The sequence below is a fragment of the Acinetobacter sp. WCHAc060033 genome (assembly GCF_004209125.1).
GTDB lineage: Bacteria > Pseudomonadota > Gammaproteobacteria > Pseudomonadales > Moraxellaceae > Acinetobacter > Acinetobacter wuhouensis.
The window spans coordinates 42,837-59,098 of the sequence record NZ_SGSW01000016.1; the positions used below are offsets into that span (position 1 = coordinate 42,837).

Sequence of the window (16,262 nt, forward strand, 5' to 3'; positions counted from 1 at the left end):
TATGCATTAGTACCCGTATGAAGCACTTTAGCATCAACAAAATGTGTGATGTAAAAAATCACCACGATGCATTTCGTATAGTATATGACGATGTAACGGATGATCAGCAGGAACAAAAGGATGATTAAACTCCCTTACTTTATCCATACCAAGTCTTTGCATGACACCTTCAGACGGTGTGTTGATACAGGCAGTCAATGAAATCACGCGATCTATACGTAAGTTTCTAAAAGCATGCTTTAACACAGCTTTAACGCCTTCGGTTGCATAACCTTGATGCCAGTATTGGGGCAGTAAACGCCAACCAATTTCAGGGGCATCGGCGATTTCAAACTCAGGTGGATGCACGTGTAAGCCGATGAATCCAATAAATTCCCCTGTAGCTTTGAGTTCTACAGCAAATAAGCCCCAACCACGTTTTTCAATGTCAGCTTTGATATGCTCAAGAAAGGCAGTTGCCTCAATTGCATCAAGTTTTTTAGGAAAATAGCGCATGACATCGTCATCTGCACTCATTTGGATAAATGGGGCAGTGTCGGAGTCTTGCCATTGGCGAAGGATTAGGCGAGGGGTTTGGATAGGAATAGTCATGATAGAAAGACTTTGAATTGATTGCTTGAGGAAAGTGGATTTAGTATGGTTCTATTCCATTATATTCTTTTTAATTGCACTTCAATTGAATTAATTACTCACGTATAGGATGAAGGTCATTACAATGACATATAATCAAAAAATTAACATTTATAGCTTAAAATTTGAAGATTTTTGTTTGCTGAGCAATCCTAGATATTTGGGGTGTAAGCAAACTGAGAAAGCTTTTTATGATGTGCAAATGTTACTTAAAAGTAGAAATTGGAGCGATTTGGTAGGAAGCCGATTCAGTTGGTACTTTATAAATGGTTTAATTGATTTGAAATTAAAGAAGGAGTTTATTGCTGAAGTGATCAATGAGGTTGAACATTTAGAAAATCCAAATCTATATAGGTCTATTACTGAGGCTCAAACATTATTTAAGTATGATCCATTAAAAGGGCTTTGGCATAAACATTATCATTTAGGGAACTTAAAGAATATAAGATTTACATTTCTGGATAAACTAATTAAAAATAAAAAATGGGAACAAATAAAACAAGAAGTCAGAGCAGTAGAAAAGAAACGGAAGAAAGGTGACAGTAATTTAAGTTTAGTACTTAGGGTGCTTAAAAAACATACCATTGATGTTTATCAATCAGGATTCGACAATGGCACACTAACAGGTGAATGGATTATTTATCATGAAGTTAAAGGTAAAAAATATTATTTAGGGCTATGGAAGCATGAGGATGGGGATGTAGAAATAGCAAAGCAAATTAACCAAATTTTCCAGAGAGAATTTCCTGAATTTGAGAATCAATTGCCTATTTTTACTGAAAAAAAACCCGCCTAGGCGGGTTTCATGGCTTAAATAGATTTAAGCATTTTCACGTGCAATTGCACGGTAACCAATATCTTTACGGTATTGAACGCCGTCAAAAGTTACTTTTTGGCAAAGTTCTAAAGCTTTCGCTTGAGCTTCACCAATGGTATTGCCTAGCGCAGTCACACAAAGTACACGACCACCAGCAGTTACGATGTCACCATTTTCATTGGCTTTCGTACCTGCATGGAAAACTTTAGCATCTGCCATTTCAGTGTCTAAACCTGAAATCACATCGCCATTGCTTGAGGTTTCAGGGTAGCCTTTAGATGCTAAAACGATACCAACAGTTTTACGCTCATCCCATTCAGCTTCCGCAGGTAAATTACCCGCAATGCCTGCTTCCACCAAATCAACAAGTGATGATTTTAAACGCATCATGATTGGTTGCGTTTCAGGATCACCAAAACGACAGTTGAACTCGATCACTTTAGGCTGACCTTGTTCATCAATCATTAAACCTGCATATAAGAAACCTGTGTAAACGTGACCATCAGCTTTCATACCATCAACAGTTGGACGCATCACTTCACGCATGGTTTTTTCAAATACATCCGCAGTCACAACAGGCGCAGGAGAGTAAGCACCCATACCACCCGTGTTTGGACCTTGGTCGCCCTCAAAAATACGTTTGTGATCTTGTGAAGTTGCCATTGGTAAGATGTTGTCGCCATCAATCATACAAATGAAAGATGCTTCTTCACCTGCAAGAAACTCTTCGATGACGACACGAGAACCTGCATTACCAAATTTGTTGCCTGCCAGCATGTCATCAATTGCATCAAATGCTTCTTGATTGGTCATCGCAACAATCACACCTTTACCCGCAGCAAGACCGTCAGCCTTGATCACGATCGGCGCACCATTTTTTTCTACAAATGCTTTAGCCGCATCTACTTCTGTAAATACATCGTAAAAAGCTGTAGGGATGTTATGGCGTTTCAGGAAGTGTTTCGCAAATGCTTTAGAGCCTTCAAGCTGTGCAGCAAACTGAGTTGGACCCCAGATTTTAACGCCAGCTTCATGGCAAGCATCAACTACACCATTTACAAGCGGAGCTTCAGGACCCACGATCACTAAATCAACCGCATTGTTTTTTGCAAAGTCGATGATCGCAGCATTGTCTAAAATATTTAAGGCAACATTTTCGCATTTATTTTCAGTTGCAGAACCTGCATTACCCGGTGCTACAAATACTTTTGCGACTTTGTCATCTTGTGCGATTTTCCATGCAAGTGCATGTTCACGACCGCCATTACCCAAAACTAAAATATTCATCTAAAAATCCCTCAAAAGAATAGAATCCCACCTTGCGAACTCAGAATATATTCTGAGGATTCTCACCCTTTAAAAAGGGGAAGGGCATCGCAAATAAAACACAGTTTTATGATGCGAAAAGTCCCCCTTTTTACAAAGGGGGATTTAGGGGGATTAATAAATACGACTTATATATTAATTAGTGACGGAAATGACGCATACCTGTGAACACCATTGCGATACCAGCTTCATCAGCTGCAGCAATGGTTTCTTCATCACGCATAGAACCACCCGGTTGGATAATGCATTTGATACCTGCTTTCGCAGCATTATCAATACCATCACGGAATGGGAAGAATGCATCTGATGCCATAACAGCACCTTCAACCACTAAGCCAGCATGTTCAGCTTTGATCGCAGCAATACGCGCAGAGTTTACGCGGCTCATTTGACCAGCGCCTACACCAATCGTTTGACGACCTTTTGCATAAACGATTGCATTTGATTTCACGTATTTCGCAACTTTCCAAGCAAAGATTAAGTCATCAATTTCTGCTTCAGTTGGCGCACGCTTTGTCACAACTTTAAGGTCATCTTTAGTGATCATGCCCAAGTCTTGATCTTGAACCAGTAAACCACCGTTTACACGTTTATAGTCAAGTTGAGCCTGACGTGCATCAATCGCAGGAAGTTCGCCACATACAAGTACACGGACATTTTTCTTCGCGCCAGTCACTTCAAGTACACCATCAGCAATACTTGGAGCAATGATCACTTCAACGAACTGACGGTCTACAATCGCTTGCGCAGTTGCAACATCTAATTCACGGTTGAATGCAATGATGCCACCAAATGCAGATTCAGGATCGGTTGCATAAGCAAGATCATAAGCAGCTTGAATACCATCTAAAGAAACTGCAACACCACAAGGGTTTGCATGTTTAACGATCACACAAGCAGGTTTAGCAAATGATTTCACACATTCAAGTGCTGCATCTGTGTCTGCGATGTTGTTATAAGACAGCTCTTTACCTTGAAGTTGTTTCGCTGTAGAAACTGATGCTTCAGTCGCAGTATCTTCTACATAGAATGCAGCAGACTGATGTGGATTCTCACCATAACGAAGGTCTTGAACTTTGTTTAATTGGGTATTGAAAGTACGCGCAAATTTGTCTGCTTCGCCTTCTGCTTTACCTACGCGAGCGCCTAAGTAAGAAGTAATCATACCGTCATACTGTGCAGTATGTTCAAATGCTTTAACAGCTAAGTCAAAACGTGTTGCATGAGATAAAGCACCGTTTGCTTTTAACTCTTCAACTACAGTTGCATAGTCAGATGCATTGACAACAATACCTACAGAGGCATGGTTTTTCGCAGCAGCACGAACCATGGTCGGACCACCAATGTCGATATTTTCAATCGCATCTGCAAGTGAACAGTTTGGTTTTGCCACAGTTGCAGCAAATGGATATAAGTTCACAACAACAAGGTCAATCGCATCAATGTTGTGTTCAGCCATGACAGCTTCGTCTAGACCACGGCGAGCCAAGATACCGCCATGAATTTTCGGATGTAATGTTTTTACACGACCATCCATCATTTCTGGGAAGCCTGTGTGCTCTGAAACTTCAACTACGGCAACATTGTTGTCTTTAAGCAACTTATATGTACCACCAGTAGATAAAATTTCCACCCCAAGAGCAGCAAGGTTCTGGGCAAATTCAACGATTCCGGTTTTATCAGAAACAGAGATTAAAGCGCGTTTAATAGTCATGATCTTCGTCAACAGTGTTTAAGTCTAGAGATTTAACAAATAGCTAATGCATAGGTAAAAAAAAATGCCCACGCAAGCCGTGAGCATTTTATCATTTATTCACTCATTAAACCGTGAGCTTTTAACTTTTTACGTAAAGTTCCGCGGTTTAGTCCGAGAATTTCAGCAGCGCGAGTCTGGTTACCACGCGTATATTCTAGAACGACAGATAAAAGAGGTTTCTCCATTTCTGCTAGCACCATGTCGTACACTTGAGATGGTTGCTCACCTTGCAATTGTGCAAAATAGTGACGAACTGCGCGATCTACGTGAATACGAAGAGCGACATCAGATTGTGCAGTAAAAATAGGAGATTTGCTATTCATGCGAGTTAATCCGAAAAATCAAAATATTGCTAGGGTAAAGCAATATATAAATGTGGTCTAAAAAATCTGAGTTCCGTTTTAGATCCTAAAACGGTTGGCTCTAAAACAAGAACAATTAGCTTGCCACAAATCATCGTATTGAGTGAAAAATAAGCGTAACAATAGATTAATATTTGTTACAACACTCTTTTAAACAAAAAACGTTCTACTTGCGCGATATTGAAATTATAAAGCACATAATAAAACTATATTTTTTTGAAAAAATGCGAGGAGTTTGCAGGACAAAGCTTTCGTGGCGCGTATGATACCATTGTCTAAGAAAAAATGAGCAAGAAAACTACATTTTTTTTCATTTTTTTATAGTTTTTTTCAATCTTAAGGGTGAATGATTACGAATTCATACTCATCAAAACTATTTCTCGGTTGTTTGATTACAAATTTGAACGGATAAGGGCTATTTTGCGGAATCCGTTTTATGCCTTGCAAACTATCAATCAAATATTCATCAGAGGTTATGATCGAGGTATTAACAACGTTTCCTTTATCTTTAAGCGTTAACTTTAATATCGGAAGTTCTAAGCTTTTAGAATACTGATTGTTAATTTGTCCTATAAATTGGGTTTGCTGATGGTTGAGCGAAATAACTTTAATATTTTGAACCATGACTTTTTTATAACGTTGATCAATGGTGTCACAACGTAATATAGCGCATGTTTTTGTGAAAACTGAATTAACGATCGGATACTGGTCTGTTAGTTTTGGGTTGAACCATACGATTTGAAATAACAGTACGCTGAACAGCGCAAGATTGATCAGGCTCCAAACTGCATAATAGAGTACGCTTTTAGACGAAGAACTATCTTGTTTGGGCTTATGCATGCCTTGTGCAAGATTTAAGCTTGGTATGACATTGATTGGTTCATTATTAAAGTAATTTAAGTTATTCAAATATGTTTTTAAATCAATATTTGAATTTTCAACTTTACGTTTAAAAATATCGTAAATAGTGAATTCAGCTTCTTTATTCTTAAAGAAAAAATCTTGGGGTTCTTCAAAATAAGTGATTGTGTGATCAATATTAGTATCAATAGGCGGTGTTTTTTGTAAATGCAGTAGGGCATTAAAATCATGTGAACATTTTGGGCAACAAACCATTCCCTGCGCAACAGTAAGCTGAGTTACTGATACTTTATAAATAGATGCACAATTTGGGCAAATGGTTTGTTTTTCAGCCATAGATATGATTATTTCATAGGATTAAAATTTTTTACGTGATCCTGAAATTCGACACCAAGTTTCGTCACGTTTCTCAACTTCTACTATATCAAAAAATTCAGAATAAACACTAGATACATCAGCTACTTGCTCTTCAATTACACCAGCGAGTGCGAATTCTCCCTCAGATTTAATTAAAGTTGAGAATTCTTCTGCAAGTGACATCAGTGGTCCTGCAAGAATATTGGCAACTAAAATATCTGCTTGTTTGCCTTTAAACTCAGCATTGAATTCTTCTGGCAGACCAACGTATAGATTTTCAAGTACGCCATTGAGTTCAGCATTTTGTTGGGTTGCTAAAACTGCTTGCGGATCAATATCCGTTGCATAGACTTTTTTAGCACCGAGAAGCAGTGCAGCAACACCTAAAATACCCGAACCACAACCATAGTCGATCACGATTTTATCTTTAACATCTGTTTTGCCTAACCATTGTAAGCAAAGGAAAGTTGACGCGTGGTTTCCTGTACCGAAAGCTAAACCTGGATCAAGTTTAATATTGACTGCATCTGCTTCAGGTGCTTCCATCCATTCTGGAACAATCCAATATTTTTCAGCAATCTGAATGGGTTCATAGGCATCCATCCAAGTGCGTTCCCATTCTTGGTCTTCTAAGAATTCACTACGCATTGGTTCAGTTGGAAGTTGAGTGCGAATAAAAGTTTCTAAAGCAGCGACATCAATCGTTTCATCATCTTCTTGGGCATAAATGCCAGTGACAATAACTTTATTCCAAAGTGGCGTTTCACCAGGAAGCGGTTCAAGTAAATCTTGATTCTCGGCATCATCTAGAGTCACACTGACTGCACCTAAAGAGCTTAACAATGTTTCTGTAAAATCAACTTGAGCTTGTTCTACTGTAATATGGATTTGTAACCACTTCACGGGAAAGACCTAAATCATTTTCTTAAAAACGCATATTGTAGCCGAAACAGGCAAGTTACGCCTATATTCCAGTAGAAATAAAAAATGGACGTTGAAACGTCCATTTTAAACCAGTGCTGCTTTTGATGCTGAATTTGTACAATGCTTTATTATCACTAAGCTATGCCATTTTTTGTACGGTTTCTTTGTCGGCAAGTTTGGAGATGAGGAATCCAAATAGGGCAGCGAAAATGTACATAAAAATAGAATAGACTGCGGCAGGCATCGCTACCGTACTATTGGCGATCACAGTTAATGCAATCGTCATCGCTAAAGTACTGTTGTGAATGCCAATTTCAAAGGCACAAGCACGTGCTTGCGCACTATTAATCCCCATGAGTCGTGGTACAAAATAACCAATCACTAAACTACAAATACAGAAAATGACTGTAGCGAAACCGACTTGGGTGAGGTATTGCAAAATATTTGCACGTTCTTTTGCGATTGCTCCGATGATAATTAAAACTAAAAATAGGACGGAAAATATACGCAAAGGTTTATTTAATTTCTCACTGAAATGAGGTGCAAAGTGGCGTATTAACATGCCAATACACACTGGAATTAGAATAATCGCAAAAACTTGAATGATCTTGCTGAATTGCATACTAATTTGTTGACCATCATTCATAAAATATTGAATCGAGAAATTTACAATCAACGGTAAAGTAAATGCTGCAATCACTGAATTAATGGCTGTGAGTGTAATATTGAGCGCAATATCGCCCTTAAATAAATAGCTAAATAAATTTGCAGTACTTCCCCCTGGTGATGCTGCGAGTAGCATTAAGCCGACTGCAAGTAGTGGAGGCAATGCCAATACTTTACAAATAATAAAGGCAATTCCAACAAGCAGAACCAATTGACAGAATAGCGCAATCAATACTGCTTTGGGATGTTTGGAAACTCGGGCGAAATCTTTGGGTGTAAGTTCAAGACCTAAGCCAATCATGATGATAGCTAAGGCAAGCGGAAGCATGATCGTAATAATCCCTGAATCCATATTTTCATCCTTAATTTGTTATTTTATATAGGTTAAAGTTGTTTGAAGAATCATCCAGATTCACTTTGAGTGTAATAGAAATAATTGAATTAGAAAATAAAAAATAATTAGAAAATTTGAGTACAGATGAACTTCACTTTTTAAAGCATAAAATTTAAAGTATAAAAAAGGACTCATCAATGTGAGTCCTTCCATTTTTAGGTCAGTAAAAACGATGAATAAATTCTACAACGTTGAAATGATCTTATTGAGCTGACGGCGGGGCAGGTGCATCTGTTGCAGGTTGTTCACTTGCTTGAGGTGCAGACTGCTCAACAGGTGCTTCTGGTGCAGCCGCAGGAGCAGGTTGCGTCGCAGGCACAGCTTCTACAGCGGGCTTATTGGCAATGGCATCATCTGCGGCTGGAGGTGCAACAGCTGCTGAAGAACCGCCCGCAGGTGCAGGGAAGCTAAATTGAAGTTTGCCACTTTCATTTGGTAAGCATGCACCATTATAAGTGACACCTTTATTGGCATAAGTGACCCAATCGCCCTCTTTTTTCTTAGCACAGACTTGGATTTGCTTTTTTACTTCAGCTTTACTGGCATTTTCTTCCTCAGCATGTGCCGTAGATAAAGCAACACAAGTCAGTAATGAGCTAACCATCAGCTTAGACACTATATTTTTCATATTCCTAATCCTTATATTCATTGAAAATTTATTTGTCTGAGTGGTTTTTATCCTAAAGCTGTTTTATGTTCAGTTAAATTTGATTTGTGAAGACTTACTGCAACGGTCTGTTTGTCTTATGTAGTCTCTGTAAAGTATTGTTTGTTGGATTAGTTTGGCGATTTAGCCCAATAAATTTGTAAAACTGCCTAAAACTTAAATCAAAATTTTGTTATAATTTTCTGTCATTCTTTTTCTCCTAATATTACCACTATGCATTATCCTAAAGTTTACGATGTCATTGTTATCGGCGGCGGTCACGCAGGTACGGAAGCGGCACTTGCTGCGGCACGTATGGGTCGACAGACTTTACTACTTACTCATAATATTGAGACTTTAGGGCAGATGAGCTGTAACCCAGCGATTGGTGGTATTGGTAAATCACACTTAGTGCGTGAAATTGATGCTTTGGGCGGTGCAATGGCACTTGCAGCCGACAAAGGCGGTATTCAATTCCGTATTCTCAACTCCCGCAAAGGTGCGGCAGTTCGTGCTACACGTGCGCAAGCAGACCGTATTCGTTATAAAGCAGCGATTCGTCATACTTTAGAAAATCAAGCCAATTTGGACATTTTCCAACAAGCAGCGGATGATTTGATCGTTGAAGGCGACACCGTTAAAGGTGTTGTCACTCAAATGGGGATTCGCTTTGATGCGAAAACGGTTGTCTTAACAACGGGTACATTCCTCGGTGGTGTGATTCACGTCGGTTTAAACAATTCATCAGGTGGTCGTGCGGGTGATCCTCCTTCAATTTCACTTGCGGCACGTTTACGTGAATTAAAACTTCCAGTTGGTCGTTTAAAAACGGGTACACCACCACGTATTGATGCACGTTCAGTCGATTTCTCTGTGATGACACCGCAACCAGGTGATTTTCCATCACCAACCATGTCGTTCATGGGTGATGTGTCAATGCATCCTGAACAAGTGAATTGCTATATCACGCATACTAATGAACGCACCCACGACATTATCCGTGGTGGTTTAGATCGTTCACCAATGTATACCGGTGTGATCGAAGGCGTAGGCCCACGTTATTGCCCATCAATAGAAGATAAAATTCATAAATTTGCTGATAAAAACTCACACCAAGTATTCTTAGAACCTGAAGGTTTGGATACGCATGAGCTTTATCCAAATGGTATTTCGACTTCTTTGCCATTTGATGTACAGTTTGAATTGGTTCGTTCGATTCGTGGTATGGAGAATGCGCACATTCTTCGTCCAGGTTATGCAATTGAATATGATTATTTCAACCCGCAATCGTTGAAATTCTCTTTAGAAACAAAATCAATCAATAATTTGTACTTTGCGGGTCAGATCAACGGTACCACAGGTTATGAGGAAGCAGGCGCACAAGGTTTATTGGCAGGTTTAAATGCTGCTCGCCGTGCATGGGATCAAGAGCAATGGACACCAAAACGTGATGAAGCGTACATGGGCGTACTTGTTGACGATCTTATTACTTTGGGTACCAAAGAACCGTACCGTATGTTCACTTCACGTGCGGAATATCGTTTGATGTTGCGTGAAGACAATGCTGATCAGCGTTTAACAGCCATTGGTCGTGAAATGGGCTTAGTAGATGATGCGCGTTGGGATTCTTACTGCCAAAAAATGGAAGCAGTAGAGAAAGAAACAGGTCGTTTACAGCATCTTTGGGCTGCGCCAAATAATCCATTGGGTAAAAAATTCGTTGATTTGACAGGGGATGACTTGTCTAAGGAAACTAATGCGATCGATTTGTTGAAGCGTCCGAATATTAATTTCTCGCAAATTGCTGAAATCACAGGTTCTGAAGTTTCAGCATTTGTCGGTGAGCAAATTGAAATTGCGGTGAAATACGCGGGTTATATTAACCGTCAGCAAGAAGATGTTGCGCAAATGAAGCGTTTGGAAGACACTCGTATTCCTGCTGATTTTGATTATGATGTGGTTTCTGGGCTTTCGCGTGAAATTACCTTGAAATTGAAAGATGTTCGTCCTGAAACTTTAGGTCAAGCAAGCCGTATTCCAGGTGTAACACCTGCGGCTGTTCAGTTGGTGATGATTACGATTCGTAAGAATAATCAAACGAAAAAATCTGCTTAATTGTTAGATATAAAAAACCCGCTAAGTGCGGGTTTTTTTATTCAAGCTACTTTTTCTAATTCTTCTTTTGTTTTTAAGCGCTCTAAAAGTTCAATGAACCATTGTTCATTTCGAATATTGTCTAGGTCTTTATCTTCTGAAAGATGTTTGAACGGATTTTCAGGGAGAGTGTTGTGTTGTTCAGCATGTAAAAGATTGTTTTTAGCTAAATCTAAATTACCTTTGACTGCATAATAACATGCGACGTTATAAGTCTCATTTGGTTTAAATTTTAAAAATTTTTCGTATAGCTCAAAAGCTTTATTGAATAAATCCTCATCTTCTTTTAATTTTGCTAAGCTTGAAAGAGCAGTAGCATAATTGCCAAGATTATTAACACGATCAGGTTGAACTTTTAAAGCTTTTTCGTATTGATTAAAGGCTTTATTGAATAAATCCTCATCTTCTTTTAATTTTGCTAAGCTTGAAAGAGCATTAGCATAATTTCCAAGAATATCAGCATCATCAGGTTGAACTTTTAAAGCTTTTTCATATTGATTAAAGGCTTTATTGAATAAATCCTCTTCTTCTTTTAATTTTCCAAGTGAATAAAGAGAAGTAGCATAATTTCCAAGAATATCAGCATCATCAGGTTGAATTTTTAAAGCTTTTTCATATTGATTAAAGGCTTTATTGAATAAATCCTCATCTTCTTTTAATTTTGCTAAGTTTGAAAGAGCATTACCATAATTGCCAAGATGTTTAACATGATCAGGTTGAATTTTTAAAGTTTTTTCGTATTGTTCAAAAGCTTTATTAAATAAATCTTCATCTTCTTTTAATTTGCCAAGTGAATAAAGAGAAGTAGCATAATTTCCAAGATGATCAGCATCATCAGGTTGAATTTTTAAAGTTTTTTTGTATTGTTCAAATGAGTGATAAAAGGTAGTATCTTTCTTCTCTAAAATTGCTAACTTAGTTAATACAACTGCATAGTTTCCAATAATAGAGTCATCTTTCAGATTAGGTCTTAGTGCAAAACACTTCTCAAAGTAACTAATAGCTAATTCTAAATTTTGTTTTTGTGAATGAGATGTTAGTTTATTTCCAGCTTCAGCATATGCTTGATAAAAATTTGGTTCTAATTCTATAGCTTTGTCAAAGTTTTTTTGAAATTGGCTCTCATCCTTTGTTAGAAAGGTTAATGCTTTCCCTAAATAAGCTGATGCTAATATTTTAGATATAGGTTTAATATTTAAATCTAATTTTTCTTTTTGATTTATGATGGTGTCAAATTTTTTGCCATTTAAATATTCTGCTAATTTAATGACTTTAATAGCTGGGCTACTTGCATGTGCAATATCTAAGGTTTTCTTTGTATCTTCAAGAATATCTATTTGGCTATCTATTGTAGCTAATGGGAACTCATTAATTAATTCGCATATTTCTTTCATGTGTTTTATAGGATCTTTAAACATATTTGTTGGGAAACAATTCAGTTCGATTGCGAGCTCTAACAGAAATTTATCAGCATCTTGTTCACCGATAAAATTTCGATGATTTGAATTAGCATCAATGAATTTTTTAACATTTGCATTAGGTTCTTTTGAATAGTCTACCCAAAAGAGACGGTGTTGCCCCAAAAAATTTTCTTCTACTAGTTTAAAAAAAGCATCTGCACCACCGCTGTAGCCAATAAATATACTTGGCGCGGTGTTTATTGTATCTTTTATATAGCTTTTTAATTTATCAGCTTGTTTAGCAGTATCTTTATCTCCATTCGCGAGCTCAAAGCCACTCCATTGTCCATGTAAATGGATAATAGAACGGTTCGGAATCGCACTAAAATACTCCTCAGAAAGCACATGTAAATCGTAAATTGGTGGAAAAAAATTATCAAGGCTACAAGCACGATTTAAAATATTATCAAAATTAAATGTGAGAACTTTCGCAATATAGTCACTTTTTAATAAACATGCTAATGCAATATGAGCCCAATTAATTTTTGATTTTTCTATATATTTTATTAAAAGTTTTTTTTTGCTCGCTTGGTACAAGTTTAGTCATACATTGACCATAATCTTGACGTTGTTCTGTAGATAATTCTTTTAAATTATTTTTATATTTTTTATTAATTTCTTGAATGAGTTCACCAGCAAGAGGCATACCAGCACTTTTAGAACAGCCAGCACCAGTAAAAATTACAGCAGGTGTTTTAGAGCGTTTATTTTCTCTAAGAGTTCTGGCTATATCTTTAACGTTGTAACTCATGTAATCATCAATAGTTAAAATAAATATTTAATTATACAGAGGTTTTGTATTTTTGTATCCATGATCAAAAGAAATTATTCTAATAGACTTAGAGGAGAGTTATTACAAGTTAAACATGACTGTATAAAACAATTTTCAAAAATTGAAAAAAGAATGCCTTCTAATAAATTTTGATTGTATAGATTTAAGTGATTATATGATCATTATTAGCTTCTATTGAATTAAGTATTTGAATTAAAAAAATAAATAATAAATTAATCTATTAAAACTATCAATAAACTCGCTTTGAAGTCTTATTTCGCTAAGAAATTACGGTATTTATTTGCAGAAACCCGACCTTTGTCGTGCTATTTCTCCTCGGTATTTGATTTCACAATAGTCGAGCAAATTACTCGGTCATGTAATTTGTTCACTATTGATGGAGATCAATCATGGCACATGAACAGTCAACAAAGGTGCAAAAAATACTCACAGTATTTTTATGTTTCTGGGTCGCATTCTTTGAAGGATTCGATTTACAAGCACCTGGAATCGCAGCAAAAGGAATCGCAGCGACATTTGGTTTAGACCAAGTGCAAATGGGCTATGTCTTTAGTTTAGGCGTATTTGGAATGCTTTTCGGCGCATTCTTCGGTGGGCGTATTGCAGATTATTTAGGGCAAAAGAAAGTTTTGATGCTATCTATCGCCATCTTCGGTGTCTTTATGACACTGACAGCAATTGCCTCAAGTGTAGAAATTTTATATGCAGCACGTTTCTTTACAGGCTTAGGTTTAGGTGCTGCTATGCCAACCATGATTTCAGTGGTAGGTGATGAAGCAACTGAAGAGAATCGCGGTAAATTAAACAGCTTGATGTACTGCGGTTTACCTGTAGGCGCAATTTTCGTCGCGGGATTAGGTATTTTATTCAAAGATATTTCTTGGCATACCTTATTCTTGATAGGTGGGATTACACCATTGCTACTCATTCCATTTATGGCAATGATTTTAAAAGACAAACGAAAAGAACAAGTGGTTGCAGTGGATGAACATGTTCCTGCAATGACAGAAATTTTATTTAAAAATAATACCTATAAACAAACGTTACCACTCTGGGTGAGTTTCTTTTTCACTCTAATGGTGAATTATATTCTGATCAGTTGGTTGCCAAACCTACTCATGGAACAAGGCTTAGAAAAACAACAAGCATTTATGATTATGTTGATTTTCCAAGTCGGTGCTGTGATTGGAACTTTAGGACTCGGTTATTTATTAGATCGTCTTAAATTGTGGCAAATGGCGGTAATTATCTATACAGGTCTATTTATTGCGATATTGATTCTATTCACAACAAAGTCAATTCCATTGCTGATTTTCGCAGGGCTGATCGGTGGTATTTTCTCTACGGGTGGTCAATCTATTCTTTATGGTATTTCCCCAATTTTCTATACACCTGCAGGAAAAGTCACAGGCGTGGGGAGTGCGATTTCACTTGGACGCTTAGGTGCAATGACTGGTCCTTTATTAACAGGGAAAATCCTTGCCTTAGGTTTAGGGACTACAGGTATTCTCGTGGCAAGTGCGCCAGGGATTGTGTTGTCTGCAATTGCAGTTACAGCATTATCGACATATAAAGCGAATAAGAAATAATCTTATATTGGATGATGTCATTGAATTGATAATATTGGCGATCATTTAAATGGTCGCTTTTTTATTTATAAGATAAAAATATCAGGATAATTGTTTAACATAAATTAAGAATAAAATTTCAAAATTGCTTATTTCACAATCAAAATAAAATGTTCTAAATTAAAACTACGTTCAAACAAGAGGTGAAAACCATGACCATGAAGTGCATTCGTTACAATACTGCTGAACTTGCATGCTGCTTAATGTGATGTTCAATTCTCCAATGAAAACTCATGTCTTGTGGGCATTTGCAAAGATGTGACATGAGTTTTAAATAAGCGCAAAACAATAAAATTTAAAAAAGAATGAAAATAATAAAAAATTAAGAGCCGAAAGGCTCTTTTTTATTGTTTTGAATTTAGAGATTCTATGAACAGATTGCTCTAAAAATTATTCAATTTCATGAACGGCATTGAATACTTCAACAGGTTCAATTCGTACAATTTTTTTACCAAAACTTCTGAGCCACCAAACCAGTTGCGAAGTAAAAGGCACAACAGCACTGACTTGATAAAGTTGTTCATTTAACTGTTCAACTTTTTGCTCTTTACTGAGTTGGCTTTCAGTAAAGTAGAGTGCATCATCTTCGTGCATCACCAGTTTTAATTCAACATTTTCGGTTGGCTTTGAAAAATCAACTCTAAAGCCTAAAGCACCTGAATCAATATATTCATCAATATCAAATTGAACAGGGTGTAATGCGCGAGTGTCTAAAACAGTTGCAGATTTAAAACGATGTAGTGCAAAAGTTTGAACTTCAGTTTTATCATGTCGAGTACAAATCAAATAAATAATTGCACCTTTTTGAACCAAGCCTAATGGATTGAGCGTATAGGTTTTTTCCTCACCTTGATGTCCGCGTGAACGATAAACACATTCAATTTGTTTATCTTGCAATAAACCTTCATAAATCGACTGTTGCGCTTGACGCTCAACGAGAGGGGGAATAACAGGCTGACTCGCAGGAACGATCCGAACACGGTTGATCCATTGGCGAACATTGTTCTGCGTTGAAAGACTACGTCGTGCCAAATCAAACCAAGGATTCATTTCATCAATCAAACTTGGTGGCAATAAATGTTTTAAGTGTTCTTCGACCATCATAAAGGTGACTGCTTGTGAGCTGGTCATGTGCGGTAAGCTTTGAATCGGTGCATCTGAGCGCCAGCGCCAACCTTGGGGAACTGTTTTATTGCTCTCTATCGGGAAACGTTGTGCGATTTGATTGAGATCACGTTGAATGGTTCTCAGGCTGATTTCAATGCCCTCGCGTTCTAAGGTTTCTTGTAATTCCCTCGTACCCAACCATTTACCCGTAGATAAACGAGAGAGAATTTGCCATTGGCGGTAAAGGCTATTGGAAGTTTCTTTTTCTTGTGCAGACATGATCGCTATCGTTTAAATCGTGAAAGGTTAAGGAATTAAATCAGTTACACAATAGAAAATTCAGCATCGTTCTGCAAGTTATATCCTAAATTTATCTGTTTA

The 16,262-nt window shown here is 37.3% G+C and carries 14 protein-coding genes; 3 read left to right on the plus strand and 11 right to left on the minus strand.

The features are described 5' to 3' along the window. Positions 1-33 precede the first annotated feature (33 nt). Complete coding sequence (locus tag EXE10_RS09105) at positions 34-591, minus strand: GNAT family N-acetyltransferase (protein WP_130113146.1); 558 nt, start codon at positions 589-591, stop codon at positions 34-36. A gap of 124 nt (positions 592-715) precedes the next feature. Here EXE10_RS09105 and EXE10_RS09110 point away from each other — a divergent pair, with 124 nt between their 5' ends. Beyond that, complete coding sequence (locus tag EXE10_RS09110; RefSeq protein WP_130113147.1) at positions 716-1,426, plus strand: hypothetical protein; 711 nt, start codon at positions 716-718, stop codon at positions 1,424-1,426. 24 nt (positions 1,427-1,450) lie between these two features. Here EXE10_RS09110 and purD read toward each other — a convergent pair whose 3' ends face one another. From purD to EXE10_RS09145, 7 genes are all read right to left on the minus strand, one after another. Continuing rightward, complete coding sequence (gene purD, locus EXE10_RS09115) at positions 1,451-2,734, minus strand: phosphoribosylamine--glycine ligase (RefSeq protein WP_130113148.1); 1,284 nt, start codon at positions 2,732-2,734, stop codon at positions 1,451-1,453. A 178-nt stretch (positions 2,735-2,912) separates the two neighbouring features. Continuing rightward, positions 2,913-4,487 (minus strand): bifunctional phosphoribosylaminoimidazolecarboxamide formyltransferase/IMP cyclohydrolase, encoded by a 1,575-nt coding sequence (gene purH / locus EXE10_RS09120; RefSeq protein WP_130113149.1) that lies wholly within the window; start codon positions 4,485-4,487, stop codon positions 2,913-2,915. A 95-nt stretch (positions 4,488-4,582) separates the two neighbouring features. Continuing rightward, positions 4,583-4,852 carry a DNA-binding transcriptional regulator Fis gene (fis, locus tag EXE10_RS09125; protein WP_001086304.1) on the minus strand — a complete coding sequence of 90 codons (270 nt, stop codon included), beginning with the start codon at positions 4,850-4,852 and terminating at the stop codon, positions 4,583-4,585. A gap of 375 nt (positions 4,853-5,227) precedes the next feature. Beyond that, complete coding sequence (locus EXE10_RS09130) at positions 5,228-6,088, minus strand: DUF3426 domain-containing protein (protein WP_130113150.1); 861 nt, start codon at positions 6,086-6,088, stop codon at positions 5,228-5,230. Positions 6,089-6,109: 21 nt separating this feature from the next. Next, positions 6,110-7,012 carry a 50S ribosomal protein L11 methyltransferase gene (prmA, locus tag EXE10_RS09135; RefSeq protein ID WP_130113151.1) on the minus strand — a complete coding sequence of 301 codons (903 nt, stop codon included), beginning with the start codon at positions 7,010-7,012 and terminating at the stop codon, positions 6,110-6,112. Positions 7,013-7,172: 160 nt separating this feature from the next. Next, positions 7,173-8,051, minus strand: coding sequence for a bile acid:sodium symporter family protein (locus tag EXE10_RS09140; RefSeq protein ID WP_130113152.1), 879 nt, complete (start codon positions 8,049-8,051; stop codon positions 7,173-7,175). A gap of 244 nt (positions 8,052-8,295) precedes the next feature. Beyond that, positions 8,296-8,721 (minus strand): hypothetical protein, encoded by a 426-nt coding sequence (locus tag EXE10_RS09145; RefSeq protein WP_130113153.1) that lies wholly within the window; start codon positions 8,719-8,721, stop codon positions 8,296-8,298. A 252-nt stretch (positions 8,722-8,973) separates the two neighbouring features. Here EXE10_RS09145 and mnmG point away from each other — a divergent pair, with 252 nt between their 5' ends. Beyond that, positions 8,974-10,854, plus strand: a complete 1,881-nt coding sequence (gene mnmG / locus EXE10_RS09150; RefSeq protein WP_130113154.1) for a tRNA uridine-5-carboxymethylaminomethyl(34) synthesis enzyme MnmG — start codon at positions 8,974-8,976, stop codon at positions 10,852-10,854. A 41-nt stretch (positions 10,855-10,895) separates the two neighbouring features. Here the strand turns inward: mnmG and EXE10_RS09155 are convergent, their stop codons facing one another. Together EXE10_RS09155 and EXE10_RS21720 are read right to left on the minus strand one after the other, a co-directional pair. Next, positions 10,896-12,890, minus strand: coding sequence for a TPR end-of-group domain-containing protein (locus EXE10_RS09155; protein WP_171478499.1), 1,995 nt, complete (start codon positions 12,888-12,890; stop codon positions 10,896-10,898). Further along, positions 12,832-13,104: a hypothetical protein gene (locus EXE10_RS21720; protein ID WP_171478497.1), complete on the minus strand. Its 273-nt coding sequence runs from the start codon at positions 13,102-13,104 to the stop codon at positions 12,832-12,834. The genes EXE10_RS09155 and EXE10_RS21720 overlap by 59 nt, the downstream gene beginning before the upstream one ends. A gap of 431 nt (positions 13,105-13,535) precedes the next feature. On the opposite strand from EXE10_RS21720, the gene mhpT reads away from it, so the two are divergent. Further along, entirely contained in the window at positions 13,536-14,735 is a 1,200-nt protein-coding gene (gene mhpT / locus EXE10_RS09160; protein WP_130113155.1) for a 3-(3-hydroxy-phenyl)propionate transporter MhpT, read from the plus strand. A gap of 429 nt (positions 14,736-15,164) precedes the next feature. Here the strand turns inward: mhpT and EXE10_RS09165 are convergent, their stop codons facing one another. Then, on the minus strand, positions 15,165-16,160 hold the full coding sequence (locus EXE10_RS09165) for a helix-turn-helix transcriptional regulator (protein WP_068976227.1): 996 nt from the start codon (positions 16,158-16,160) through the stop codon (positions 15,165-15,167). Between the last annotated feature and the right edge of the window lie 102 nt (positions 16,161-16,262).

What these genes read in the sequence shown, in the direction of transcription:
- EXE10_RS09140 (WP_130113152.1), bottom strand. Translation starts at nt 8,051, where the DNA reads ATGGATTCAGGGATTATTACGATCATGCTTCCGCTTGCCTTAGCTATC.
- purH (WP_130113149.1), bottom strand. Translation starts at nt 4,487, where the DNA reads ATGACTATTAAACGCGCTTTAATCTCTGTTTCTGATAAAACCGGAATC.
- fis (WP_001086304.1), bottom strand. Translation starts at nt 4,852, where the DNA reads ATGAATAGCAAATCTCCTATTTTTACTGCACAATCTGATGTCGCTCTT.
- EXE10_RS09165 (WP_068976227.1), bottom strand. Translation starts at nt 16,160, where the DNA reads ATGTCTGCACAAGAAAAAGAAACTTCCAATAGCCTTTACCGCCAATGG.
- EXE10_RS09145 (WP_130113153.1), bottom strand. Translation starts at nt 8,721, where the DNA reads ATGAAAAATATAGTGTCTAAGCTGATGGTTAGCTCATTACTGACTTGT.
- mhpT (WP_130113155.1), top strand. Translation starts at nt 13,536, where the DNA reads ATGGCACATGAACAGTCAACAAAGGTGCAAAAAATACTCACAGTATTT.
- EXE10_RS09110 (WP_130113147.1), top strand. Translation starts at nt 716, where the DNA reads ATGACATATAATCAAAAAATTAACATTTATAGCTTAAAATTTGAAGAT.
- EXE10_RS09105 (WP_130113146.1), bottom strand. Translation starts at nt 591, where the DNA reads ATGACTATTCCTATCCAAACCCCTCGCCTAATCCTTCGCCAATGGCAA.
- EXE10_RS21720 (WP_171478497.1), bottom strand. Translation starts at nt 13,104, where the DNA reads ATGAGTTACAACGTTAAAGATATAGCCAGAACTCTTAGAGAAAATAAA.
- mnmG (WP_130113154.1), top strand. Translation starts at nt 8,974, where the DNA reads ATGCATTATCCTAAAGTTTACGATGTCATTGTTATCGGCGGCGGTCAC.
- purD (WP_130113148.1), bottom strand. Translation starts at nt 2,734, where the DNA reads ATGAATATTTTAGTTTTGGGTAATGGCGGTCGTGAACATGCACTTGCA.
- EXE10_RS09130 (WP_130113150.1), bottom strand. Translation starts at nt 6,088, where the DNA reads ATGGCTGAAAAACAAACCATTTGCCCAAATTGTGCATCTATTTATAAA.